Source organism: Arthrobacter sp. BGA-UO-ETr-C19 (assembly GCF_059568005.1).
Map to the genome: position 1 here is coordinate 152,502 of NZ_JCAQPC010000009.1, position 23,283 is coordinate 175,784.

At 63.9% G+C, this 23,283-nt stretch carries 22 protein-coding genes; 18 read left to right on the plus strand and 4 right to left on the minus strand.

The window, feature by feature from the left end; all coding sequences use genetic code 11:
• The first annotated feature begins 89 nt into the window (after positions 1–89).
• From AC57BR_RS05220 to AC57BR_RS05255, 8 genes are all read left to right on the plus strand, one after another.
• Positions 90–1,400, plus strand: a complete 1,311-nt coding sequence (locus AC57BR_RS05220) for an MFS transporter (RefSeq protein WP_496358690.1) — start codon at positions 90–92, stop codon at positions 1,398–1,400.
• Between the two features lie 811 nt (positions 1,401–2,211).
• A complete protein-coding gene (locus AC57BR_RS05225) occupies positions 2,212–2,808 on the plus strand; it encodes a recombinase family protein (protein ID WP_496358692.1) in 597 nt (198 codons plus the stop codon).
• A 377-nt stretch (positions 2,809–3,185) separates the two neighbouring features.
• A complete protein-coding gene (gene dprA, locus AC57BR_RS05230) occupies positions 3,186–4,094 on the plus strand; it encodes a DNA-processing protein DprA (protein ID WP_496358693.1) in 909 nt (302 codons plus the stop codon).
• A gap of 561 nt (positions 4,095–4,655) precedes the next feature.
• Entirely contained in the window at positions 4,656–5,681 is a 1,026-nt protein-coding gene (locus AC57BR_RS05235) for a DUF4192 domain-containing protein (RefSeq protein ID WP_496358694.1), read from the plus strand.
• Positions 5,682–5,865: 184 nt separating this feature from the next.
• Positions 5,866–6,018, plus strand: coding sequence for a hypothetical protein (locus AC57BR_RS05240; RefSeq protein WP_174182301.1), 153 nt, complete (start codon positions 5,866–5,868; stop codon positions 6,016–6,018).
• 520 nt (positions 6,019–6,538) lie between these two features.
• Positions 6,539–7,924: a ParB/RepB/Spo0J family partition protein gene (locus AC57BR_RS05245; protein ID WP_496358695.1), complete on the plus strand. Its 1,386-nt coding sequence runs from the start codon at positions 6,539–6,541 to the stop codon at positions 7,922–7,924.
• Entirely contained in the window at positions 7,887–9,104 is a 1,218-nt protein-coding gene (locus tag AC57BR_RS05250) for a tyrosine-type recombinase/integrase (protein WP_496358696.1), read from the plus strand. The genes AC57BR_RS05245 and AC57BR_RS05250 overlap by 38 nt, the downstream gene beginning before the upstream one ends.
• A 158-nt stretch (positions 9,105–9,262) precedes the next feature.
• Complete coding sequence (locus AC57BR_RS05255; RefSeq protein WP_496358697.1) at positions 9,263–11,416, plus strand: tyrosine-type recombinase/integrase; 2,154 nt, start codon at positions 9,263–9,265, stop codon at positions 11,414–11,416.
• Between the two features lie 297 nt (positions 11,417–11,713).
• Here AC57BR_RS05255 and AC57BR_RS05260 read toward each other — a convergent pair whose 3' ends face one another.
• Positions 11,714–11,965, minus strand: coding sequence for a hypothetical protein (locus AC57BR_RS05260; RefSeq protein WP_496358698.1), 252 nt, complete (start codon positions 11,963–11,965; stop codon positions 11,714–11,716).
• Between the two features lie 961 nt (positions 11,966–12,926).
• Between AC57BR_RS05260 and AC57BR_RS05265 the strand changes: the two genes are divergently transcribed.
• From AC57BR_RS05265 to AC57BR_RS05285, 5 genes are all read left to right on the plus strand, one after another.
• The gene (locus AC57BR_RS05265; protein ID WP_496358699.1) at positions 12,927–13,202 is read left to right on the plus strand and encodes a glutaredoxin family protein; all 276 of its coding nucleotides are present in this window, start codon (positions 12,927–12,929) and stop codon (positions 13,200–13,202) included.
• A 54-nt stretch (positions 13,203–13,256) separates the two neighbouring features.
• A complete protein-coding gene (ssb, locus tag AC57BR_RS05270) occupies positions 13,257–13,811 on the plus strand; it encodes a single-stranded DNA-binding protein (RefSeq protein ID WP_496358700.1) in 555 nt (184 codons plus the stop codon).
• Between the two features lie 165 nt (positions 13,812–13,976).
• Positions 13,977–14,582 (plus strand): DNA-binding protein, encoded by a 606-nt coding sequence (locus AC57BR_RS05275; protein WP_496358701.1) that lies wholly within the window; start codon positions 13,977–13,979, stop codon positions 14,580–14,582.
• Positions 14,575–14,847 (plus strand): ParB family protein, encoded by a 273-nt coding sequence (locus AC57BR_RS05280; RefSeq protein ID WP_496358702.1) that lies wholly within the window; start codon positions 14,575–14,577, stop codon positions 14,845–14,847. Before AC57BR_RS05275 ends, AC57BR_RS05280 begins: the two co-directional genes overlap by 8 nt.
• 2 nt (positions 14,848–14,849) lie before the next feature.
• Positions 14,850–15,137, plus strand: coding sequence for a helix-turn-helix domain-containing protein (locus AC57BR_RS05285; RefSeq protein WP_496358703.1), 288 nt, complete (start codon positions 14,850–14,852; stop codon positions 15,135–15,137).
• Between the two features lie 260 nt (positions 15,138–15,397).
• Here the strand turns inward: AC57BR_RS05285 and AC57BR_RS05290 are convergent, their stop codons facing one another.
• On the minus strand, positions 15,398–15,724 hold the full coding sequence (locus AC57BR_RS05290) for a hypothetical protein (protein ID WP_496358704.1): 327 nt from the start codon (positions 15,722–15,724) through the stop codon (positions 15,398–15,400).
• A 62-nt stretch (positions 15,725–15,786) separates the two neighbouring features.
• Positions 15,787–16,488: a hypothetical protein gene (locus AC57BR_RS05295; RefSeq protein ID WP_496358705.1), complete on the minus strand. Its 702-nt coding sequence runs from the start codon at positions 16,486–16,488 to the stop codon at positions 15,787–15,789.
• Between the two features lie 700 nt (positions 16,489–17,188).
• Between AC57BR_RS05295 and AC57BR_RS05300 the strand changes: the two genes are divergently transcribed.
• The 4 genes from AC57BR_RS05300 to AC57BR_RS05315 all read left to right on the plus strand — a co-directional run bounded on the left by AC57BR_RS05300 (position 17,189) and on the right by AC57BR_RS05315 (position 20,786).
• Positions 17,189–17,488 carry a MobC family plasmid mobilization relaxosome protein gene (locus tag AC57BR_RS05300; protein WP_496358706.1) on the plus strand — a complete coding sequence of 100 codons (300 nt, stop codon included), beginning with the start codon at positions 17,189–17,191 and terminating at the stop codon, positions 17,486–17,488.
• A gap of 3 nt (positions 17,489–17,491) precedes the next feature.
• Positions 17,492–19,135 (plus strand): relaxase/mobilization nuclease domain-containing protein, encoded by a 1,644-nt coding sequence (locus AC57BR_RS05305; RefSeq protein WP_496358707.1) that lies wholly within the window; start codon positions 17,492–17,494, stop codon positions 19,133–19,135.
• A gap of 31 nt (positions 19,136–19,166) precedes the next feature.
• Entirely contained in the window at positions 19,167–20,360 is a 1,194-nt protein-coding gene (locus AC57BR_RS05310; RefSeq protein ID WP_496358708.1) for a hypothetical protein, read from the plus strand.
• Between the two features lie 216 nt (positions 20,361–20,576).
• A complete protein-coding gene (locus AC57BR_RS05315; RefSeq protein WP_496358709.1) occupies positions 20,577–20,786 on the plus strand; it encodes a hypothetical protein in 210 nt (69 codons plus the stop codon).
• 213 nt (positions 20,787–20,999) lie between these two features.
• On the opposite strand, the gene AC57BR_RS05320 is transcribed toward AC57BR_RS05315, so the two are convergent.
• Positions 21,000–22,109, minus strand: a complete 1,110-nt coding sequence (locus tag AC57BR_RS05320) for an ATP-binding protein (protein ID WP_496358710.1) — start codon at positions 22,107–22,109, stop codon at positions 21,000–21,002.
• A gap of 803 nt (positions 22,110–22,912) precedes the next feature.
• Here AC57BR_RS05320 and AC57BR_RS05325 point away from each other — a divergent pair.
• Positions 22,913–23,197, plus strand: coding sequence for a hypothetical protein (locus tag AC57BR_RS05325; RefSeq protein ID WP_496358711.1), 285 nt, complete (start codon positions 22,913–22,915; stop codon positions 23,195–23,197).
• Positions 23,198–23,283 lie beyond the last annotated feature (86 nt).

The following is a 23,283-nucleotide window of genomic DNA, read 5'->3' on the forward strand; positions in this document are numbered from 1 at the left end:
CCCCCTCCTGCCCGGGCTTCCGGCCCGGACGCGTTCCCCCACGCGTCCGGGCACCTTCATGTCCCCGGCAAGAAAGCGAGCACCCCGGAATGGCCAGAACAAAGGCGGGAAGCACCCTGGACTCCACCAGTGCCGTGCTGGGTCTGCGGCAGAACCTGGCGCAATTTATGCTGCTGGTGGCCGTCAACGCCTTGGTGGGCGGGACACTCGGACAGGAACGCACCGTCCTGCCGCTGCTCGCTTCCCAAACATTCCACCTGGACCTGTACACAAGCGCCCTGACGTACATCCTCGCCTTCGGCCTGTCCAAAGCCGCGACAAACTACTTCGCCGGAACCCTCTCAGACCGGTACGGCCGCAAACCCGTCCTCGTCGCGGGCTGGCTGGTGGCAATCCCTGTTCCGCTCATGCTCATCTTCGGCCCGTCGTGGGGATGGATCGTCGCGGCGAACGTATTCCTCGGTGTCAGCCAAGGCCTGACCTGGTCCACCGCCGTGATAATGAAAATGGACCTGACCGGCCCGAAACAGCGCGGTCTCGCCATGGGCCTGAACGAAGCAGCAGGGTATCTCGGCGTCGCCGTCACAGCCCTCGCGACCGGGTACATCGCTTCCACCTACGGGCTCCGACCCGGCCCGTTCCTCCTCGGAGCCGCCTACATCGCCCTCGGGTTAGGCCTGTCAGTCCTGACCATTCGCGAGACCCACCACCATGCCAAGACAGAAGCCTCCCAGCACGTCAGTACACACAAGAGTGCCGACGCCGGCCCCACCACGGGCCAGGTGTTCACCCTCACCAGCTTCAAAGACCGCTCACTCTCCGCAGCCAGCCAGGCAGGACTGGTGAACAACCTCAACGACGGCCTCGCCTGGGGACTCTTTCCGGTCCTCTTCGTCAGCTCCGGACTCAACCTGAACCAGGTAGGGATCCTGGCCGCCGCCTACCCCGCGGTCTGGGGCGCCGCCCAACTTCTCACCGGGGCCGCCTCAGACCGCTGGGGCCGCAAATGGTTCATCGTGGCCGGCATGATCGTTCAAGCCGTCGGACTCGCAATAGTTGCCACATCCCACAATTTCGGGCCCTGGCTCATCGCCGCAGTCCTCCTCGGGCTCGGAACGGCCATGGTCTACCCCGCCCTCCTGGCCGCAATCGGCGACGTCGCCCACCCCACCTGGCGGGCCCGCTCCGTCGGGATCTACCGACTCTGGCGCGACGGCGGCTTCGCCGTAGGGGCACTCCTGTCGGGCCTTCTCGCAGACCTGTATGGGATTCCCGCAGCCATTTCGACCGTCGCTGCACTCACCGCCGCTTCCGGCCTAGTCGTCGCCATGCGCATGCGCGGCAACGACCACCTAACCGGGCAAAACTGGGCACTGGCCCACCATGCCACACCCGAATGACACCTCCCGAACGGACTGCTGTCAGCGGTCAACTGGTAGACAGTCACGACACATAGCGACAACAAAAAGCCGCCAACTACCGCCAAAACCCACATTTCCGGGCACCCCCGAGACGCTTATCCGACCATGAGCCTGTTCTAATAGCCGATCCTTTGGTGAGAAACCGGTCATGGGCTTGCGGAGCAGCGGGCCGCCTACGACAAGAGCTTCGCCCTGATTCGTTCTGGTTGATGGGTTCTCCCATATCCATGCCTTCCCCCACGGGCTAGCCTGGCTCCGCTTCACTGGGCTGCATGCCGATCGAACGCGAACTAATCCAACTGCTGACCATACTTGGCCTGATCAGCGGCGCTCTCCCTGAGTTGCCGCTGTCCTACCGTGTCCCGCTGGCGGGCATCTGCTGGTGCGTACAACACTTGCGCCGCTCCCCTGGGCAGTGAGGCCATGCCCAGCGCCGTGACTTGGAGAGATCCCAAGGCAGTAACCCGGCGTAAGCCCCTAAGCGCCATGTCGCATAACTAACAATGAATGATCGATTCAACCCAGAAGGTTTTGCGCCATAGTTACGGGAATCGCCGACTGTGGTCTAACTTGCGCCGTTTCATTGAAAATTGGACCAGTGCCAGCGCAGCGATTATCTCTCTCGGTGACACGTTTCGTATCTCAAAGCTTTTCGAGACATGCCATCGGGCTCATCTGGAGCCCAGGCGAGTGGGCGGAAACACCGGGCCGTCCGCGTCTCGTAAAGTCGTCTCACTACAAGTCGTCTCACTGGGGGCACGTTGGTGGCTTTTCGAGTCAGAATTGCTTTGTGAGGCTACTGGGTTATACCCGCGTGAGTACTTCAGGCCAGGACGCCCAGCTCCAGCTGGGCGCGCTGGTTGCCGCTGGTGTGCAGAAACGTGACGTCTTTGCCGATGTGACTTCCGGTAGCAAGACGGCGATCGAGCGGCCCGGTATGAAAAGGCTCCTCGAGTATGCCGAGGAAGGCGACACCGTTGTTGTGTGGCGTGTCGACCGCTTGGGCCGGTCGCTGATCGACGTGCTGAACACGGTGGCCCTGCTGCGCGGCCGCGGTGTCCACGTGCGGTCCGTCGCTGATGGTATCGACCCGGCAACCTCGACCGGCCGGCTGATGTTGAACATGCTCGCCACCCTTGCCGAGTATGAGCGCGAGCTCATCATCGAGCGGGTCAATGCCGGCATTTCCGCAGCACGACAAAACGGCACACGCTTCGGCCGGCCGCTGTCGGACCCGACCGTCATCGCAGACAAACTCGCGATCGCCCTGGACGCCCGCGCCAAGGGGCGCACCGCCGAGGACGCCGCGCGTCTCGTTGGCTGGAGCCGCGCAACGCTCTACCGCCACCAGCAAGCCCGTGCTGCACGCGAGAGCACCACAACGTAGCCCGGAATCCACGCGCTGTCTGAAGACTCCGCTTTCCGGCCTCGCTTAGCTAGCGCCCAGGTCTACTGCACGGACCTCGCTTCGCTCGGGCTGTAGAAGCGTTTTTCTGTTTTTGCTGCTGTCCTCCGGATCGTACGTGCCCGCTCCACCGGTTCAACCGTCCTGCGGACGGCTGCGCAGCTGATGCCTTGTGTCGGCGCTTCGCTTATTTCCTCCCACAACCCATCCACTGCTTGCCCTTCGGGTTGCCCCGGCTCCGACGGGCACAGCTACGCGCTGCTCCGCCAGCAGGCAAAAACAACCGGGGGAGAGGGAAAGCTGGCCGGTCATCAAAGCCGCCCCACGCACCGGATCCTCAGCAAAGGACGAGAGAAACCATGAATGATCGCATTGCACGCGCAGCCCTGACCCGACTCTTCGAACCCAGCGACCGTGTCGGTCGGGCCCTCGTGGGTAGGCTCGGTGCGTACGCCGCGTTGCGGCTTGCCACCGGTGCGCAGCCCGTCCACGCCATTCCGGAGGCCACGGTCGAAGACCTGTCAGAAGGGTTGAAGCGGTGGGCTCCGCGGGTTCCGGAGCTCGACCCCGAGAGGGACCTGGCCACCATCGAACGGCTGGGCGGCGGGTTCCTCATCCCAGGGGATGGGCGCTGGCCGGAAGGCCTGGACGATCTGCCCGACGCCCCGTACGGGCTTTGGTACCGGGGCAACATCGATAACGGCATTCCAGCGCCTTCAGAGTGTGTGGCACTGACCGGTTCCCGCGACTCGACCAGCTACGGCGCCTCGGTTACAGGCGATATGGCATACGGGTTGGCCCAACGTGGAATCTGCGTCATCTCAGGGTTGGCCTATGGCATCGATGCGCACGCGCACCGGGCTGCGTTGGCCGGGAGCCAGGGAGTAGGACCGGCGACCCTTGCGGTACTGGCCGGAGGCCTTGACCGTGACTACCCGTCCGGTAACGCTGATCTCGCGGCCGCGATTCGCAGCAACGGCCTGACGCTCTCCGAGCTCCCGCCCGGTTCCACCCCGACCCGGCACAGGTTCCTGCAGAGAAACCGCATCATCGCCGCCCTCGCCGGGGTGACCTGTGTCGTGGAAGCCCGCTGGCGCTCAGGGGCGCTGAACACTGCCCACCACGCCGAAACGATTGCCCGGCATGTCGCGGCCGTCCCCGGGAGCGTGCACAGCGCCAACTCGGCAGGATGCCACCGGCTCCTGAAAGAAGGCGCGGCGGTGCTGGTGTCTGACGCGGCCGAAGTGGCCGAACTCCTCGCAGACTAGTCCTTTCAGGTGGCCGTCCCGTTGCTGGGGCGGTCACCGGTGGCGGTACGCCGTCGTGGCCGGCTTGGGAGGTGGGTCGGCTGCGGCGGACCGCCATTCGCACACTCAGTGCCGGCGACCCGGGGCGTGCGGCCGCCGATGCCAGGGACGCCGAGAGAAGACCCGGGGTGCTGATAGAGGGGTTCGCAGGGCTCACCAGGAAAAGGGCGTCCGCTGGCGCGGCCGGCTGTGGGTCCAGTGCCGGCTCCGCAGGGCTCCGCCGCCCCTGGCCCTGTTCTGTCTACGACGTTTTGGCTGCTGTCCTGACGGATTGTACGTGTCCGCTCCGGCCGGTCTAGCCCCTCCTCCGTCGGGGCCCGCGTGACAGGAAATGTCCCTGCGGCGCTCCTTCGTCGCTGATTTCCTCCGGGAATTTCCCGCCCCTTGCCCTGCGGGTAGACAGGCCTCCGTCGGCCACAGCTCCGCAAGCTTCGCCAGCAGCCAAAACAACGGGGGGGAGGGGACGCTGGCCGGTCACCTAAGCCGCCCCGACCACCCATTCCTCAGCAAAGGACTTTCAACATGAACGACGCAATCCGCATCTCCAGCCCCGCCGACATCCTCGGTTTCATCCCGCACTCCCTCGGGTTCGTACCGCGGGAATCCTTTGTGTTCCTGACCATGCGGGGCAAGACGCTGGGCGCGACACTCCGCGTCGACGCCCCCGTCTCCTCGGAACCCGCCGGTTTCGCCGCCTCCATGGTGGACTACCTCGCACTGGACACTCGGGCCACGGCGGTGCTGCTGGCCATCTACACGGCCAGCACCCCCGCGCCCGGGCAGCCCCGCCCGTTCCACGACCACGTCGAGGCCGTCATTGAGGCGCTGGACAGCGCAGGTACCCCGCTGCAGGACGCGTGGCTGGTCACCCCGTCGCACTGGCAAAACCTGTTGTGCGACAGCGACGCCGGGTGCTGCCCGCCCGAATCGTTGGAATCCATCACGGACGGGCAGCTGAACGCGGAACTGGTGTTCCGTGGCAGCAGCTACGAAAAGACGCCCGGCACCAGTTACGCGCCGTTTGCAGGCCCGGCAGACAGGGAGGAACAGATCCGCCACGCGCTCCCGGGAGTGCTGGGCGCGGAGCTGCGTCCGGGCCGGGAACTGTGGGCAGAGGCCCTGACCCGGGACGGGTGGACGGATCCGCAGACAACGGTGGAGCTGCTGGCGTGCTTCCAGCGCCCGGACCTGCGGGACACGTTATTTTGCAACGTGATCGACCCGGAGCTGCCGGACGCCGAGGGAAGCGGGAATCTGCTCGTGGGGGAGGGTATCGCCCCGGACTGGAACCGCGTGGACCGGGCGCAGGAAACCGCCCGGGACCTCATCGACGCCGCGCCGGAAGGCTACCGGGCGCCCCTGCTGACCTTGATCGGGTGGCTGGCGTACCTCAAGGGTCAGTCGTCGGTAGCTGCGGACCACTTCAAGCTTGCTCTGGCTGATACCCCGGGCTACAGGCTCGCGGGACTGATGGACCAGCTGGTGAGCCGGGGAACCATCGCCCCGGCCGCGAAGAACCAGGCAACCGCCTATAAGCGGCACCGCTAAGAACAACAACGGGGCCGGACCGGGAAAGCGGTCCGGCCCCTTGGGTGCGGCGGCGGCCTCCCCCGCATGCGCTCCTCCGGCCGCCGATCACGCTGCCGCGGGCGCAGCACCATAAGCGGGCAACGGCCAGACGCCGGGCTACAGTGGAAAAGGAACACGATCCACTAGAGCCTGGGGGCAGCACATGAGCCACGAGTACATCCTGACGGACGATGACGCAGCACCTGCCGACGCCACCCATGCCCAGGACGTTCTCGAGCTCTCGATGTTGACCATGCCGCAGCCAGGCGCCCCCATCGTTGATATCTCCTGGGAGAAATCCCCGCTGGACCTGTAAGTTGCTGCAGCGATGACGCTGGAGCACTGAGTTTCCTTTTGCTGAGGGAAAACTGAGGCCGGCCCCAAGGGGCCGGCCTCAGCCCTTTAAACCCTGAAAAGGGCCTCGCTTCGCTCGGGCTGTAGAAGCGCTTTTCAGTTTTGGCTGCTGTCCTGACGGATTGTACGTGTCCGCTCCGGCCGGTCTAGCCCCTCCTTCGTCGGGGCCTGCGGTTCAGTAAATGTCCCTGCGGCGCTCCTTCGTCGCTGATTTCCTCCGGGAATTTCCCGCCCCTTGCCCTGCGGGTAGACAGGCCTCCGTCGGCCACAGCTCCGCAAGCTTCGCCAGCAGCCAAAACAACGGGGGAGAGGGGACGCTGGCCGGTCACCTAAGCCGCCCGACCATCGGCAAACAACCTGGCCCGCACCCGCCTTCCAGCCGCTTGACAAGACATAGAAGCGTCGGGAGGGACAGGGGGAGCTGGCCGGTCACCATGCACCGCCCCACCCACCGAAGATCCTCTGCAAAGGACACCAAAGCCATGACAGCAACAACCACAGCACCCGTACTGGAAATGCTCGACCCGGCAACCCTGACCGTGGATGTCAATGTCCGCAGGGATGCCGCCCTGACCGGCGACTTCGTGGACAGCATCAGGGAACACGGCGTGATGGAACCGGTCATCGCCCACCGCAAGGACGACGGCACCGTGCATGTCTTGATGGGCCAGCGCCGCACCCGCGGCGCCGTTGAAGCCGAGCGCCCGCTGATCCCAGTGATGATCATCGAGTCACCGGAAGAGGCCGAGCGGATCGTGACGCAGGTGGTGGAGAACATCCAGCGCGCCGGGCTGACCGAAGCGGACGAGGCCGAGGCCTACCACCAGCTCTCCCTGATCGGCGTCTCCGCCGCCGCGATCGCGAAGAAAACCGGCCGGACCAGGACCACCGTGGAATCCGCCCTGAAAGCCAAGTCCACCGACACCGGCAACGCCGCCCTGGGCAAGGGCTACACCATCGACGAAGCCCTCATCCTCGCCGAATTCGAGAACGACCAGGACGCGACCGAAGAGCTCGAATCGGTCATCCGGGACGAACCCGACATGCTCGTCCACGTCACCCAGCAGCTGCGCGACCGCCGCGAACGGGCCGCCGCCCTCGCCACCCTGCGGGCAGAGCTGGAAGCGGCAGGAACTACCGTCGTCGACACGGCAGGGTATGACGGGGACAGCGAGAACGTCAGGGTGTCCTCACTGAACCGGCCCGACGGGGAACCGGCCACCGAGGAGGACGCCAACGCCGTAGCCATCACCACCGCCTACAACGGCAACCACTCCACCGTCCCCGTCATCGCCGGGTGGAAAGACCTCGGGTACACCCTCCGCTACACCGGCTACGGCGCCCCGTCCTCGGCCAAGGGTCCGATGACCGAGGAACAGAAAGCGGAGCGGAAGACCCTGATCGAGAACAACAAGCTGATGCAGTCAGCCACGACAGTCCGCCGTGACTTCGTGAAGACCCTGCTGGCCAGGAAGCAGGCACCCAAGGGCTGGCAGTACTTCACCGTGCACGCCATCACCCACCACCCCGAAACGGCCAGCGGCTACGACGGCAAGGTCGCTACCGACATGGTCGGGGCGAAGGTCGAAGAGAGTGACCGGTGGGGCTGGAACCCCCTGCGGGACCACGTCGGAAAGACCACGGCACGGCCCGAGGTCGCCCTGATCGCACTCGTCTGCGCAGGGTACGAGAAGACGATCGCCAAGGATTCATGGCGGTCCCCGAGCCAGACCCACCGCGACTACCTGACCCAGCTCGTCACCTGGGGATATGTTGACCGGACTAAGCGCGTTAGCTTTAGGACGACCAACGGACAATGGAGTCACGGGCATGGGTACGCAGAGTCAGGACATTCTCGACGAAGATAGTTCTCGAGGCCGGGTCCAGGCGATTTTGGTGGCACCATACTGGCTAGTCAGCGATCCCGAGGATCGGCCAATACCGAGCGTGCAGCAATACCTGCAAGACTTTTGGGCCCGGGGGATGAGCTCGTCGAGCGTGGAGTCATATGCCAGAGACCTCCTGAGATGGTTCCGCTTTCTGTGGGGTTCTGGCAAGGACTGGAATCGGGTGACCCGCGATGACGTGCGGGAATTCGTGACGATGCTTCGAGCATCGACGAAAAACCCTGCGCGGCCACGACGGCCGGTGCCGGCAGTCAACGAAGTTTCGGGCAAGCCGCATCTGAGCGATCAGTACTCCCCACGAACCATCAACCACAATCTGTCAGTGCTCTTCGCGTTCTACGACTTCCACCGGCGAGCCCTGACCGGGTTATTGCGGAATCCAGTGCCGGAGCGTGCCGGCTATTACGGCCGTTTCGGAGCCCACCACAACCCGGAGGAGGAATTCCGGCAAGGACCTCGAGCTGACTACCGTCAAAAGGTCCCCGTCCAAGCACCCCGCTCCATCCCCGATAAGGCCTTCGAGGACCTGTTTACCAAGCTCGGAACGGACAGGGACAGAGCCTTGGTCGCCTTCTATGTCTCCAGCGCCGCCCGGCCCTCAGAGCTCGTCGGACTAACCAACGGAATGGTCGATGTGGGGCAACAATGCATCTCCGTCGTGCGCAAGGGCTCCGGAGCCCTCCAACGGATCCCCGCGTCCAACGAGGCCTTCAGATGGTTTCGGCTCTATCAGGAATCGCTCCCCGAAGACTTAATCCGGCCAGGGGCCGCTGCCTGGTGGACTCTACGAAAGCCCTACCGGCCGCTGAATTATGAAGCAGCCAGGGGCATTCTTCGCCGTGTGAACACTGTCCTGGGTGCTAACTGGACCCTCCACGATTTCCGCCACACGGCCGCCATCCGGATGGCACGAGACCCGAACGTCGCCCTCACGGATATCCAGGCGGTTCTCGGCCATGTTCACATCACCACGACCGAAGCCTACTTACGGCTCCGTGAGGACGAAGTCATCGAACGGGTGAACCAGCACTTCATCTTGCGAGCTGTAGCAAAGCGAAATCCTCAGTCGGCTCCTGCACCCGCATCGCCATACTCGGCCGCAGACATGACGGAACTTTTTGGAGGTAACGAGTGGCAATAGTTCGGGATTATGTCCCCTCACCCCCTGTTGCCGCACCGCCCTCAGAGCCGAAAGGCGACCCGCAAGACTCCATGCCACGCCTTTCCCTGGCAACACAGGACGAACTGATTGAACACGCGAAGAGCCTCGCGGGCGCAGATACAGTAACGGTCCGGGGCGTGAGCGTCATCCTGAAGGGATTGAATGAATTCGAAGGGCAGACCTGGCAGCAGCGGTGGCAAAATGCCGGTTGCCAGGACCCTGGGCATGACTGGAAGGACCGGCTCGGATCTCCCTGGAAGGGGATCTACCTGAACCGGGCAGCATTCGAATCCGCGAATGGAATCGCCGACCTCATAGCCCTGGACGTGATCCGGCCTAGCTACACCTGGCTTCGAGAGGGATCACCGAGGCTCCACCGGATCCGCTTAAACAGGCATCCCGACTTCTTCACTCAGATGACCGAACACGGGTTATCGCTGCAGGTGAGACCGTCGAACCTCGAAAACGGCATCACGGTCATGACCAAAGTGCTGGCCCACACCGGAGTCCCCCTGCAGGAGCTGCGTCCGGAACATCTGCTTGAATTCCGGGACTACCAGATCGGCCGGGGTCAGAAACCCGATGGCCTCACCTATGCCTGGGCCATGCTTAAAGATGTCGGGATCTTCGACTCCACCACGCCAGGACTTTTGCAGGCCGTCGCCGGCAGGCGGCCTTCCGTACCCGAAATGGTCGACTCCTACGGAATCCGAAGCAAACCGGTGAGAGACATGCTGGTGCGCTACCTCCAGATCAGAGAACCATCGGTGGACTACTCCACCCTTCGCTGGATGGTCTACGAACTGGTCAAGAACTTCTGGGTCGACATCGAAGCCCACAACCCCGAAGCCAACAGCCTGCGCATCAGCTTCGAGGAAGGCCGAGCCTGGCTCAACCGATTCACAGACAAGCCCATCTCGACCAAGCACCGCACACTGTTCATCGTCAGGGGCCTGTATCTGGACATCGCATCGTGGGCCACGGACGACGCCTACTGGGCCGAATGGGCTGCCCCTTCGTTCCTGACACGTGAAGATACCTCCGGCGCCACCAAACACAAACGTCGAACCCAAGCCCGAATCCATCAAAGGATCCGGGATCTAAGCCCGCTGCTGCCGAAGCTGCTGACCAGCACCGCCCAGGAACTCAAAGATGCTCAAGCGCTCTTAGCGGCCGGAACCGCGGCGGACCAAGGGCAGGAATTCGAACATCAAGGAATCACCTACCGGCGCTGCGAGATGAGGCGGAGAACAATCAACGCACCGCGCGGCTCAGGACGAGTCTGGGTAACTGGCGGCCGCTTTGAACGTCGCTTTGACCTAACGCAGCTCGAAGACAACTGTTTCTGGAGCTGGGCGCTCATCAACACTTTGAACGAGACCGGCGTCCGGATCGAAGAACTGGTCGAGATCACCACCCATGCGTTCTCCATCTACCGACTGCCCGAAACCGGGGAAGCCCTTCCCCTTCTTCAAATCGTTCCCTCAAAGACGGACAGGGAACGGATACTCCTCATCTCTCCTGAACTCGCTCACGTATTCGCGCTCGTCAAGAGACGAATCGCCACAGCGGACGGACGCGTGCCCCTGGCAGTCCGCTACGACGAAGCCGAACGCGTCTACAGCCCGCCCCTTCCGCACCTATTCCAGCTACACACCGGAAGCGAACGCCGAACCATGTCCACCGCCTGGGTCAGGATCGCCATCAAAGACGCCATCATCAGGGGTGGCCTCAAAGACGAGAACGGCGACGACTACAAATTCACACCCCACGACTTTCGAAGACTTTTCGCCACCTCAGCCTTATCCGCTGGCCTGCCCATACACATTCTCGCCAAGCTCATGGGCCACCAAAGCATCTCCACAACCCAGGGGTACGCAGCCATCAACGATGAGGAGACCCTCCGGCATTTCAGAGGCTTCCTCGACAGGCGCAGGGCACTGCGGCCACCCAATGACTACCTCGAACCCACGGAAGCAGAGATAAGGGAGTTCCACGAACACTTCAAAAAGAGGAAGGTCGAACTCGGAAGCTGCGGAAGGGCCTACGGGACGCCATGCATTCACGAGCACGCCTGCATCCGATGCCCCATGCTGCGCCCCGACCCGACACAACGCCCCCGTCTGGAAGAACTGATCGAAGCCCTCGAAAACCGGAGGGCCGAGGCCGGGGAGCGCGGATGGTTGGGCGAACTCGAAGGGATAGAGATCAGCCTGAACGCCGCTAGGGACAAGCTCACACAGATGGCCAGGCAAGTGTCGCTTGGAATGCCGACGGTCCCAACATCCTGACAGCGGCCTGTCCCACGGTGGCCAGCGGCCACAACTTCACATCATGTATCGTCCGGACTCCGGAGAGCTTCCAATCCCCCCAGCGCGGATGCGATTCTTATCTCTTGGCCGTGCAGGTCTCAAAGAAGTAGTACCCAATCCGGCGCGGATCATGCATGGTTCCCCATTAATTCTTACGGCGTTACGGTCCTTCACCATGTCTCAAGGCTTCCCTGGCTGCTGGAAGGGCAGCTAAGGGCCAGATGAATCGTCTCTGGCCGGTTTGGTTTTGGTCCCGAGTCACGGTCAGTGGCTAAATTACGCGTCCTTATCTCCTGCATATGACGCGAGCTCAGGGATATTTTGTGCAGTCAGGTGATCGTTTAGTGCCTCAGCAATCAGGTCGCGCTGCAACTCGGGAATTGACATTAGCCCGTGTAAATAGGCATCAATTTCCGCTTCACTGAGCTGACCGCCGACCTCGTAGTAAGCGAGCCAAGCCTCCAACGAGTCCAGGTCCGAAAGTAAGTAAGCCGCCTGCGCCGATTGCTGCTGCCGATACTCGTCCATCAGGACAGCGTCTCCTTGATGTTCCCCGTCTCGGGGGCCATGGGCTGTTGCAGCTGGGCCTTCTGCCTGACCCAAAAATCTCCCCACACGTTTAACGCTACAACCTTCCTCCCGGGGCCGGCGGGGCGTCAAGTCCCGGGCATTTCGGAGTCTTGTTGACAGGAACTGCGAGGGCGCATTCATTGGAGTCTTGACCATAGTCACTAGTCCGGAGAAGCTACACCGCCAGCGAGGTCGAACAGATCATCCTCGACAGCGGCAAAGAAACCACCACCACGGAGTAGGGAGAAGCCAAGCGGGCCGGGCGGCGCATCCCACGCCGCCCGGCCACCCAGCACAGAACGGGCACCCAGGGCAGGACACTCAGGGCAGGGCGGGCACGTCACCTCCCAGAATCGTGGCGGTCCGCCGCCGGTGCGAACCACAAGCAGCGATCACCAGCGGCGGACCGCCGGTCCCCGCACGACGCCCGGGACCCGGCCGTGTGCCGCGCCGCCACACACGCAAAGGCCGGGCAACAACGACGGTGCGGGCTAGACTGATCACAGATTTCTTTTGCAGAGGAACCCGATGGGAGCCGGCCACGCGCCGGCTCCCTTCCGGGTTAACCCTGCCATTGCCCCCGGGAATGCTGTGTCGCCACACCGGAACGGCTGAGGCTTCGTGAATAAAAAACACGCCGTGGACGACACGGGAAGCGGGCTGGCCCGGTCAGCAGCGGCCCGCTCCGGTAGGAGTCGTAGTGACTTCTACGGCGGCTCTATTCCGAGGACCACGTGCCGGTGGCTATTCGCCGACTGCTGACGGGCCCACCTCGCGTACACTCCAGTTTTATGGGCCGGGAAACGTCTAGAAATAGCGGTAAAATAGCTATTCATTCAGTTGAATGATTGCTAGAATAGAAGCAGCAGTACAGAACAGACGAACCTAACCAAAGTGATACGAAACCAAGGACTGAGAAATGACTGTCACCATCTACACCAAGCCCTCCGGATGCTTCGGCTGCGCCAAGACCAAGCAGAAATTCGTTGAGGCCGGCCTGCAATTCCACGAAGTGGACGTCACGACGAACCAGGCCGCTTTCGAGTACATCACCGAAGAGCTCGGCTACTCCCAGGTCCCCGTCGTCGTCTACGACAAGGACGGCACCGAAAACCACTGGTCCGGACTCAATCCGGGCAAGATCGAGCAGATCATCGCCATCGAAGCGGCCGCCGGCCGCGTCCGCGAAGCCTAAATACCCCCTCATCGCACCGCCCATACGAAACCAGCAGAGAAGGATACGAAACCAATGTCAGGCGAAACCAGCATCACGGTCATCGGCAACCTCACCAGCGACCCGGAACTCCGTCACTCCCCGGGCGGGGCGGCGGTCGCGAACTTCACCATCGCTTCCACGCCCAGGACCTTCGACCCGGCCTCCAAGGAATGGAAGGACGGCGACACCCTGTTCCTGCGGGCCAGTATCTGGCGTGAGGCGGCCGAGAACGCCGCCGCGTCCCTGGCCAAGGGCTCCAGGGTGGTCGCCTCCGGCGTCCTGAAGCCCCGCACCTATGAGACGAAGGCAGGGGAGAAGCGCACCGTCCTGGAGCTCGAGATTGAAGAGGTCGGCCTGTCGCTGCGCTACACGGCCGCCACACCCGCTGCCCGGCCGTCCAGCCCGGAACCAGCCCGGAAGGATGCGGGACCGGAACCGGAAACGGAAACGCCGCACCCGGCTGATGGCTTCACGATCAGCCCGCGCCAGTACGCCGACGACGATGCCTGGTTCGGCCTTCGGGCCAACCCTGGCGGCGTCATCGCCCCTCCGGTCATCACCGAGATACCCGTGTACAAGAGCGAATAACCGGAGGGATCCGTCGGCGGGGGTGCTGGCGATGCGGCCGGCGCCCCCCAGCCTGTGGGCCCTACGACGAGGGGGCCCGCGGCGGAAAGGCTTGAGATATGCGTAGTAGTAGGAGTAGTTTTGTTACTACTCCTACTACTTTTCTGTTTTGGAAGGGTTCCCGCCGTGGCGTTGAGTGTGAAAGACCGGGTTTTTGCTGCCGCTGAGCAGATCAGCGCCGAGCGGCGCCCGACGGTGTCCACGGTCCGCGCGGCCGCCGGGGTGAGCAACGCTGACGCGACGCGGTACCTGAAGGAATGGACCGAGGAGAAACAGGCTGCCGGGGGACAGGTCGCCGCGACGCCGGCGGCCCTGCTGGAACAGGCCGCCCGGCTGGCGGGGGCGTGCTGGGCTGAGGCCTCCACTCTGGCCAATGAGCGGCATGCTGCCGCGGAAGCGGTCTGGTCGCAGGAGAAAAAGGACCTGAACACCGAGGTGGCCGAGCTCGTCACCGATCTGGACAAGGCGGTCGCCGAGAAGGACGCTGCCGTCACCGAGCTCACGGCACGGATCACTGCCCTCGAAAGCGAGGCCGCCGCGGCGGCCGAGCAGTTGGAACGCGCGCAGGCGGCCGAGCGTGAAGCGGCCGGGACGGCGGCCGCGGCGGCGACCAGGGCGGCGGCGGCCGAGGCCCGCGCCGGGGCCCTGCAGGAGGCCCACGACGCGCTGCTGCAGCGCATCACCCCGGAGGCACCGCCGGAGGCCGGAACGGAAGGTCAGTCCGGTGCCTAGGAAGCCGGCGAGGATTGCCGCGTTCACGCCGTACTTCACGGAAGAGGAATCCGAGCAGGTCCGGGCCGCCTACCTGGTGGCGAAGGAACACGAAAGCGGCGTGGCCAGCGCATCGGACTTCATCGTCCGTGCCACCATGAGGGACGTCAAACGGATCCAGCGAAAATACAACGGCGGGAATAAACTCGACCCGGTTCCCCCCGGCGCACTGCGCCGCGGGCAGCGCACCCGGGACGAACTCCAGCACAGGAACGAGGACAGCTGACCATGGCCGGACAGGCAGAGAAGAACACCGCCACGCCGGCCGCGGGACCGGCCCGTTTCCCGAGGATGCTCACCCTGGTCCAGGTCCAGGAGATCCTGAACATCGGCATGCCCGCACTGCGGGCACTGGTGGCCTCGGGTGAGTTGCGTGCCGTGCAACTGGGCGGGAGACGTACGTGGCGGGTCAGCGAGGATGACCTGGCCACGTACCTGGAGCACGCCTATGAGGAGACCAGGATGCGCATCGACTCAGGCCAGCTCAATACGGACGAGGACACCGAGAACGGCTAAGGGGACGGGGGTCTGTTCAGGACGCGGCACGCAGGGACCTGCACGCGACCCAACGATGGCTCAAAACGCAGTGATCGTCACGGACGAATCCGTGACGATCACTGCGTTTTGCTGTTGCGGAAGATGCCGGTTCCGGGTGGGAGGAATGTCCTTCGTGCTGCCAGGTTATCCGGTTTCCTGGGGCACGGCGCGTGAAACCCAGGCGACGCCAGTGGTGCGCTGGCTGTCGTGGTCCTGGTCCCTGAGATGACCCCGGGGTGCTACCCCTGGTTGTGGGTTGTGGCGTGAAGGGGGTCGCCGTGTGGCGGGGTGGGAGTGTCCGTCGCCGGGGCGGGTTTGGCCGTGTTCCTTCGCCGGCGTCCGGCAGCGGCCGGTTCGAGTCCGAGTTTCTTCAGTTCCTCTGCGCTCCAGCCGTCTTTGGTGGCGCGGACGTAGGCGCGTTTGTCGTCACTTTCGGCGTCGGCGAGTTGTTCTTTGAGGTCGCCAATGCGCTGCCGGGTTTTGACGAGCGTAGTGACGGATTCGATGCGCGAGTCGAGGAGCGCGCGGGCCTGGTTACGTGTCTGTTCAATGTCGATGGTCGCCATGGTTCCTAAGATTAATCTTCCTGTCAGTGTTCGGCCGGGATAGAGCTGGCTGTGTCCCGATATCAGCGGCTGGCGCCGCGGCCCGGTTCCGGAGTGGTGAGGGTCCTGGGGGCAGGCTGAGCTCCGTTCTGTTGGGCTGGTTGGCTCACTGCGGCGTGTTGGTGTTCGGGGAAATTCAGGCGGGCGATCTTGATGCTTGCCGGCAGGTCGTCCAGGCCCACCGCCGGGGCATTGCGTGCCTCCCATTCTGCGATCACCTCGGTGACGGAGGTGCGTTGGAAAGCGCGGATGAGGTCGGTGCGCGAGGGGATGTCCTGGGCGATCTTTCGGGCGAGGTCCTCAACGTGCGGCTGCTGGCTCTTCGGAACGATGTCCCGCAGACGCGCGGCCAGTTCCGGGAGCCGGCCTTCCTGGGCCTCGGTCAGCGGCCGGAGGTCGGACCCGCTGAGATAGGCGTCGTCGTAGGGCCGTTCGGTGACGGGGTCCGGAACCAGGGTAACCACGTATGCCGTTTCCCCTTTGCTGCCGGCGATGAAAGCGTTCACGCCTGTCTGTTCCTGTAGGTGCCGGGTTGCGACGGCGTCGATGCAGTAGTCCAGTTCCCAGTAGTCTTCGGCGGCCCAGTTATCCTCGGCCCGCTGCTCTTGGGCAGCCGTGAAGATGTGGTTGCGCTGCGGGACCGGAATGACACTGACCTGCGTGTGCAGGAAGTCGTGTCCGTAGTCTCCGGTGCCTGGGTTGTAGCGGATGTGGTCTGGTTCCATGCCTGGGTCTCCCTTGGATCATCTCGGTGGTCAAACGTCGTCACGCTGCGGGCCGAGGCTGGCCTGCAGTGTGCGGTGCCGACGCGGAGCGCGGGGTGGGAGGGCAGCAGCGTCTGTACCCGCCGGCAGGTCTTCCCTTTTGCCGCGTTCCTTTCGGCGCGCTTTACAGCACTTGGCCGGTGAGGGAATTGGCCAGTCGGAGGCGCCGGTCCGTGGAATACCGGAGCGGAGCGAGGATATGCCGCGAAAGCCGGCGGCGCAGACTTGCCAAGGAAGGACCGGCCAGTAGCCTCACCAGCCGAAACGGAACGACGAAGTCGTTTTCAATGGACCCCAGGCGCGAAGCGTCCTGCAGGGCAGTACCCATCCCCAGACCAACCCCGCGAAAGAGTGGAGCCCCGGCTGCGGCAGAGCAAGCTATACATTTACACGGGTGTAAATGGTGTGTCGCTGCACGCCCGGTGGTTGTTTGCTTGGCACACTGGGTCGTGTGGTCCCCGGTTCCGGGGTCGCTGCGCTGGGCTTTTTGGGCCGTGTTGGGTTGCTGGTCTGGGCCGTTTGTGGGGATGGGGGTTGTGCGTTGCCAGAGGAGAATCTGTCGGGGGATACGGTTCCTGAGGACAGTGCGCGGCGGTCACGTGTTTCCAAGCAGCGCCGGGCGAATTCACCGGCGGGGACGAAGAAGCGCCGCGAGGTGTGGGTGACTGCCGAAGAAGAGGCGGCCCTGGTCGCCCGCGCTGCCAGGGAGCGGGTCACGGTCCCGAACCTGCTGATCACCGCCGCGTTGTCGGAGGGGTCGGAGACGCCGACGCAGCGGAAGACGGCGATGGCGGAGCTGATGGCGATCCATACCTTGTTGGCGCGGGTATCGAACAACGTGAACCAGATCGCCCGGCACGCGAACGCCGGCGACGACTTCCCCCAGGACGCCAAGGCAGCACTGGCATATGTGCGTGAAGTCGCGAAGCGGATCGATGCGACGATCGAGGGGCTGATGTAGCCGATGATTCCGAACATCACCCGCGGTTCCCGCATGGCCGGCCTGATGGTGTACCTGGCCTCGACGGATGCGGATAAGACGAAGAACGCGCACACCGACCCGCACCTGGTGGCGGGGGATGCGGCGACCATGGCCTGGTACGACGACGGCGTCCTGGACAAGGACGACGCGGTCGCGATCGCGAAGCATCTGGACCAGCCGCGCAAGGCGTTCGGCGTCGAGGTCCGGGTCAAGGACATGCGCTGGGATCCGGTGAAGAAAGAGCGTGTCTTCGCCGGGTACAAGGACGCCAGTGTTTGGCACTGCTCGCTGAGTCTGCGCGCCGAGGAAGGCGCCCTGACGGACCAGCAGTGGGGCGATATCGCCAACGACTTCGTGGATGTGATGGGCTTCACCGAAGCCAGCGGAAAAGCCCAGTGCCGGTGGGTCGCGGTGAACCATGGAACGAGTGAGAACGGCAACCACCACATCCACATCGCCGTGTCCCTGGTCCGCGAAGACGGCACCAAAGCCTCCACCCACGGCGACTACGCCCGGGCGCAGAAGACCTGCCGGGCCCTGGAGACCAAGTACGGGCTGGAAGAGCTCTCCGGTGTGCACGCCACCCGCGGCTACGACCGGGCCGAGAAGGCCACCGCGGCACGGGATGAACGGGAAATGCACCGGGCGTCTTTGGCCCGGAAAGTCCGTGCCAGCGCCACCGCGTCGGGCAGTGAAGCGGAGTTCGTCCGCCGCGCCAGGGACACCGGCCTGCTGGTCCGCCCGAGGTACGCGAAGAACACCACCGACGTCATCGTCGGCTACTCCGTGGCCGAACGCCCCAAGCCGGGGGAGCGGCCCATCTGGTTTGGCGGCGGCACCCTCGCCACCGACCTGCGCCTCGGTGCGCTCCGCCAGGACTGGGCCGACACACCACACGCCGCGACAGAGGCCGCGGCCGAATGGAACGCCGCCGCGAGGAACAAACGCAAAGCCAACACCAACGGGCCAGAGAAGGTAGTACCGGATCCCCAGCTGTGGGTGGATTACACCCGCAACGCCGCCGAACTGGTGGAGCGGCTGCGGGCGGTACCGCGCGATGATCACGCCACGTGGGCGAAGGCAGCCCGCGACACCGCAGGAGCGTTCGCTGCCTGGTCCCACCGGCTCGAACCCACGCCCGGGCCGCTGGCCGCAACGGCCGCTGAACTGTCCCGCACCGCCCAGCTCCGCACACCCAAGGAGCACAGCAAACCCATCGCCCTGCCATCCATCACCGGCACGGCGATATTGTTCCTAGCCGCGTCGGGCAAGGACAGGACCGCTGCCCAGGCCGCGCTCATGCTGCAGCTGGTCAACACCGCCTTCGCCATCCACCAAATGCACCAACAATCCGGACGGACCAGGGAAGCGCAACGCATCCGCGCCATTGTCACCGAACAGCTCAAACCGTTCGCCGCGACCATGCCCACACCTGTCACCGCCGGCGCACCGGCCCGCACGGCAGCGGAACAGATACCGGGGCAGGCAACCGTGCCGAAGGCGGTGGAACTGGGGCTTCGCGGCATGGCCCCCATCCGCCCCGGCTCACCTGTCCCGTCCACGCCGACACCGGCACGAACCCGTCAGCACACCGGTCCCGATTCCGGGCCCGTCATCGACCGATAAAAGACCGGCACCAACTGTAAAGGGGAACACCATGAGTGAATCAGATGGAATGGATGACGTCCTGGACAATGGGCTGCGGCAATCGCTGCTGGTCGCCTCCCGTCTCGCCGAAACCCTGGCCCGGCAACGGCAGGAATCCCTGCGCCAGCGCGAACACCAGGACGCCCAGGCAGCACACGAGACCCAGGCCCGGTACGAGGCCGGGAGGGCAGCGATGCAAGGCGCCCTCGCCCCGGTCCACACGGACCAGTGGTGGCACCAGGTCAAGCCCAAGGACATCACCGCCGCGTACGTCCTGTCTGAGGCATGGAAGGACCACGACCCCGCCGCCCTCGCCGCGGCCGACCGGATCCGCCACGAGGTTCACCGCCGCTACGGCATCGACACCCGCGACATCGCTGCCGACGCCACCTACCTGGAATCCGGGCTGGAAACAGTCACCGCAGAACAGGCCCGCCTTCAAGCGGCCCGGGAGCACGAGAAGGGCATGGCGCTCATCGCCGCGGCCCAGGCCGAAGACCTCCGGGCCAAAGCCGAAAAGCTCGCCCCTGCCATGGAGCGGCACCAGGTCCCCGCCGGGTACCTGACCAACCACGCCCTGGTCGCGGCGCTGCAGACAGCACAGGACGCCACGACCCCTGAGGCGCTCGAAGCTGCCGACACGATCGTGAAGGAACGCCTGTACCTGATTGGCAAAGACGGTCTCAACGGCCCCGCCATCGACCAGCTCCGCGAAGAAACCACGGCGAACTTCAACGGCGCCGCCGGAGATCACTTCAAGGACGCCGCCTTCGTGGCCGCCGCCAGGGAATGGCACGAAGCCAAACTCCTCGCCGAAGGCGGCTTCACCGGCACCCACGACCAGCCCTTGGAGCAGCGCTATGAACGCACCGAAACCGAACTCTTCGCGCGCATCGAAGCCATGGGCCGCGACATCGAGAACCGCGTCACCGGCACCGACAGCAGACGACTCGAAAGTCAGGGCGAAAAGGCTGAAAACAGCTCTGCAGCTGAGTACGGCTCGGAAGCCCATCACCAGGCGTTCGCGGCATCCCTTGCCGGCACCGCCACCGACGAGCAGATAAAAGGCAGGCTCGCAGCAGCACGCAGTGAAGGCACCCACCCCCGTGCAGCACTCACCAGCAAGGCGCCGGTCAACGCGCGGAAGACAAGCCGGGGCGCTGCCCGGGGCGCACAGAAAACGAAGAACGGTCCCACTCGCTAAGGCCCGTTGCTCTGGCGCGGCGCTGCCCTGTCAGGCAAGCCTTGATCGAGAGGATCAAACCCATGACTGCCGCCAGCGGCTCCTAATTGTCCAGACGGTGTCTGGACAATTAGATGTGTGGGACGTCAAAGTATGGACAACCGTCCCTGAGACCCGGCGGCATTTCAACGTGCTGCCGCCCAAACACCTGCCGCAGCCTGCTGACAGAGGAGCGCCATGACCAATGATTCCCGTGACTCTGAGCCACTGCCAGTAAACGGCGGTGACGACGCGGACATTATCGGACAAGCCCTGCAGATGTTGAATGTCCTCGACAACACGCCCCTCAACGAGATGAATCCATTGTTCTACCAACACTGGTTCGAACAACTGAACATGACAATCCGCGACCTGCTCCGGACCATGGGCCACGACCCCGGCGCTTAAGCCCTTGCACAACCGACGACCGCGGGCAGCGGGACAAGGGGCACGAGTGTGGAAAGGGAATTCCTGTGGAATTCGATGAGCCCTCCGCCAATTGTCCAAAGAACTCTGGACAATTGGCTGCGGCCCACGCATCTCCCCACGATTACCGGGCGGCAGCGAGGTCTTCGAAACGCGGCACAGGATTCTTTCCGTTGTGAACGTTGGGGCCGTGGGTCAGGATGGAGGATTCTTCAGCAGGTACTGCCGGAGGCCGGGAATGGCGAAGATGACCTTTCCATGGCCGGCTGACTCGACGAGCCCTGCCGCAAGCAGCCTGCTGCGGTACTTGGCCACAAGCGTTGGCCTTGACCCGGTTCGCCGAACTATGTCTGCCGTTGTTGAGGTGCCGTCGTCAGCGGCCATGGCGTGAAGAAACTCCAGATCTTTCTTGGAGGCTGTGGCCAAGGCCGCTTCGATCACCACGCGCTCATTACGACGTATGGCTGCTGCTATCGCTCTGTCGACTGCGGCAGGTGCGAGGGAAGCGTCGTGAATTTCAGCTTCTCTCCAAAGGAAGTAGCCGACCAGTTGGATAAGGAAGGGGTAGCCCCCCGTCGCTGCAGCTGCCCGGCGTATCAGGTCAGGGGTGATGCTGATCCCGGCGCCGCTGAATGTTTCCGCGAACGATTTCTCGACATCGCGGACCGCGGCTGCGTGAAGGTCGATCTTGTCTGCCCTGCGAAGGAACGTAGCCACGCCCTCGTTCAAGAGGTCAGACACCGCAGACGGCAGACCGGCGAAGATTAACGCGATGGGCAGCCGGTCCTGAATGAAATGCTGGACGTTTGCCGCCAATTGGGACAGCTCCGTGCGGTCGGCGGCGTGGATTTCATCCACGGTAATGAGGAGCCCGGTTCCGCGCTCGTCCAGAAGTCTGAGAAGATCCTCCCCAAGCTCACGCCAATCCACCTGGCGCTCCGGTGAGAGCTGTGTCGTGACCCCGAACCCGGCGACCGTAACCGCTGTGATACGTCGTCGCGATTCAGGTCCTTCTCCGAGCTCTTGGCTCAGGCGACGCATTTTTTCGCCGATCCGGCCCATAAATGTACCGGTGGCTGTCTCTGAAACCACAGCCCATCCATGTTCGCGGGCAACGTCATGTGCAGCCCCAAGCATGACCGTCTTGCCGATGCCCCGTGCCCCGGTGAAGATGGACAGCAAGCCAGGTGCCCCGGAGCCGAGCCGAAGACCATACTCGAATTCATCAAGAAGCCCAGCCCTGCCGATGACTTCCGGCGGTGTGGCCCCGGCCGTTGGACGGAACGGATTCTCCATGCCTGACATGCAGACCACCCTACAGGTGAATATGGGTGAATTTGGTGAATTTGACGTATTGGGTGAATTTGGTGAACGTCGGATACCCAGACACCGGCTGACAGATGCAACGCACCGTGCCATAGTTCGCAATACTCACCTCCTTGACGAAAATCACCTCACGGCAGCTTTGACATGGGCGCGACTCCTGACGGGTAACGGGCGACGCAATGGCGAACAGGCCGGAACAACGGCGAACCCGTGGAGAGGGGACCGGGCTCGGCGGCCTTCTGGAGGGCTCGATCTGCAGGACCATAAGCTTCAGCCCAACTCAAAATGAGGAAGCCTGCCGGCGCTTGGCCGACAGGCTTCCTGGGAGTTTGGAAACATCCTTCCCTAAGCCTACGCCCCGTGAACGGCACAACGAGGGCCTACACTGATCGGCTGTGTTGAATGATGCTCTCACGGGACAGGTGCGGGAATCCTGCGGACCGTGAATTCCTCCGTGTCAATCAACCTTCGAACGCCATCAGCGGGGATCGATTATCCAAAACAGGTTCCGGGATTCAAGGGTGTCGATTACCCGGCCTTGTCTTGCTATGCCGCCCCTGTACAGGCTTCAGCCATCTGGCCGACGGCAAGCTCTGCTCCGGAGCACACCTTGAGGGTTTTGGCAGGCCGGGACACCGATTGGTCTCTGTTCTGCTTGTGCACGGGGGTATCTTGCCTTCGCGGCCGCCACCTGCCAGGCAGATGGCGGCCAAGTGTCAGGGGTGCGCCGACGCGCGGACGAGGTTCCCAAAGATGTCGGTGCCCGGTGGGACCATGGCCTCATGACGGCTCCAACGGTGGAAGCGGCGATCCATGAGCTGATGGATCTCGCCTGGAATCTTGTCTACGACCTGCTCTCTGAGCGGGGTCTGCTCGGTGACGGGCTGGACGTCGAGGAGTACACCGGGATCCATTCCTGGGAGGACGACCTCACGCGGTACACCGTCGTCCACTCACTCACGGTGGCGGTGCTGTTCGCCGACACCCGCCCGGTGGATGCGATTCCCTTCCGTCACGACCTGCTCGGTGCCGACGACCCGAAGGCTTGCTTCAGCGTCCCAGAATAGGGCTGGCTGGACGGCGTAAAGCCAGCGCACGGTCAGGGCAGCGCAAGGACGAGGTACAGGCCTGCGAGAAAGCTGCTGGACCCCGG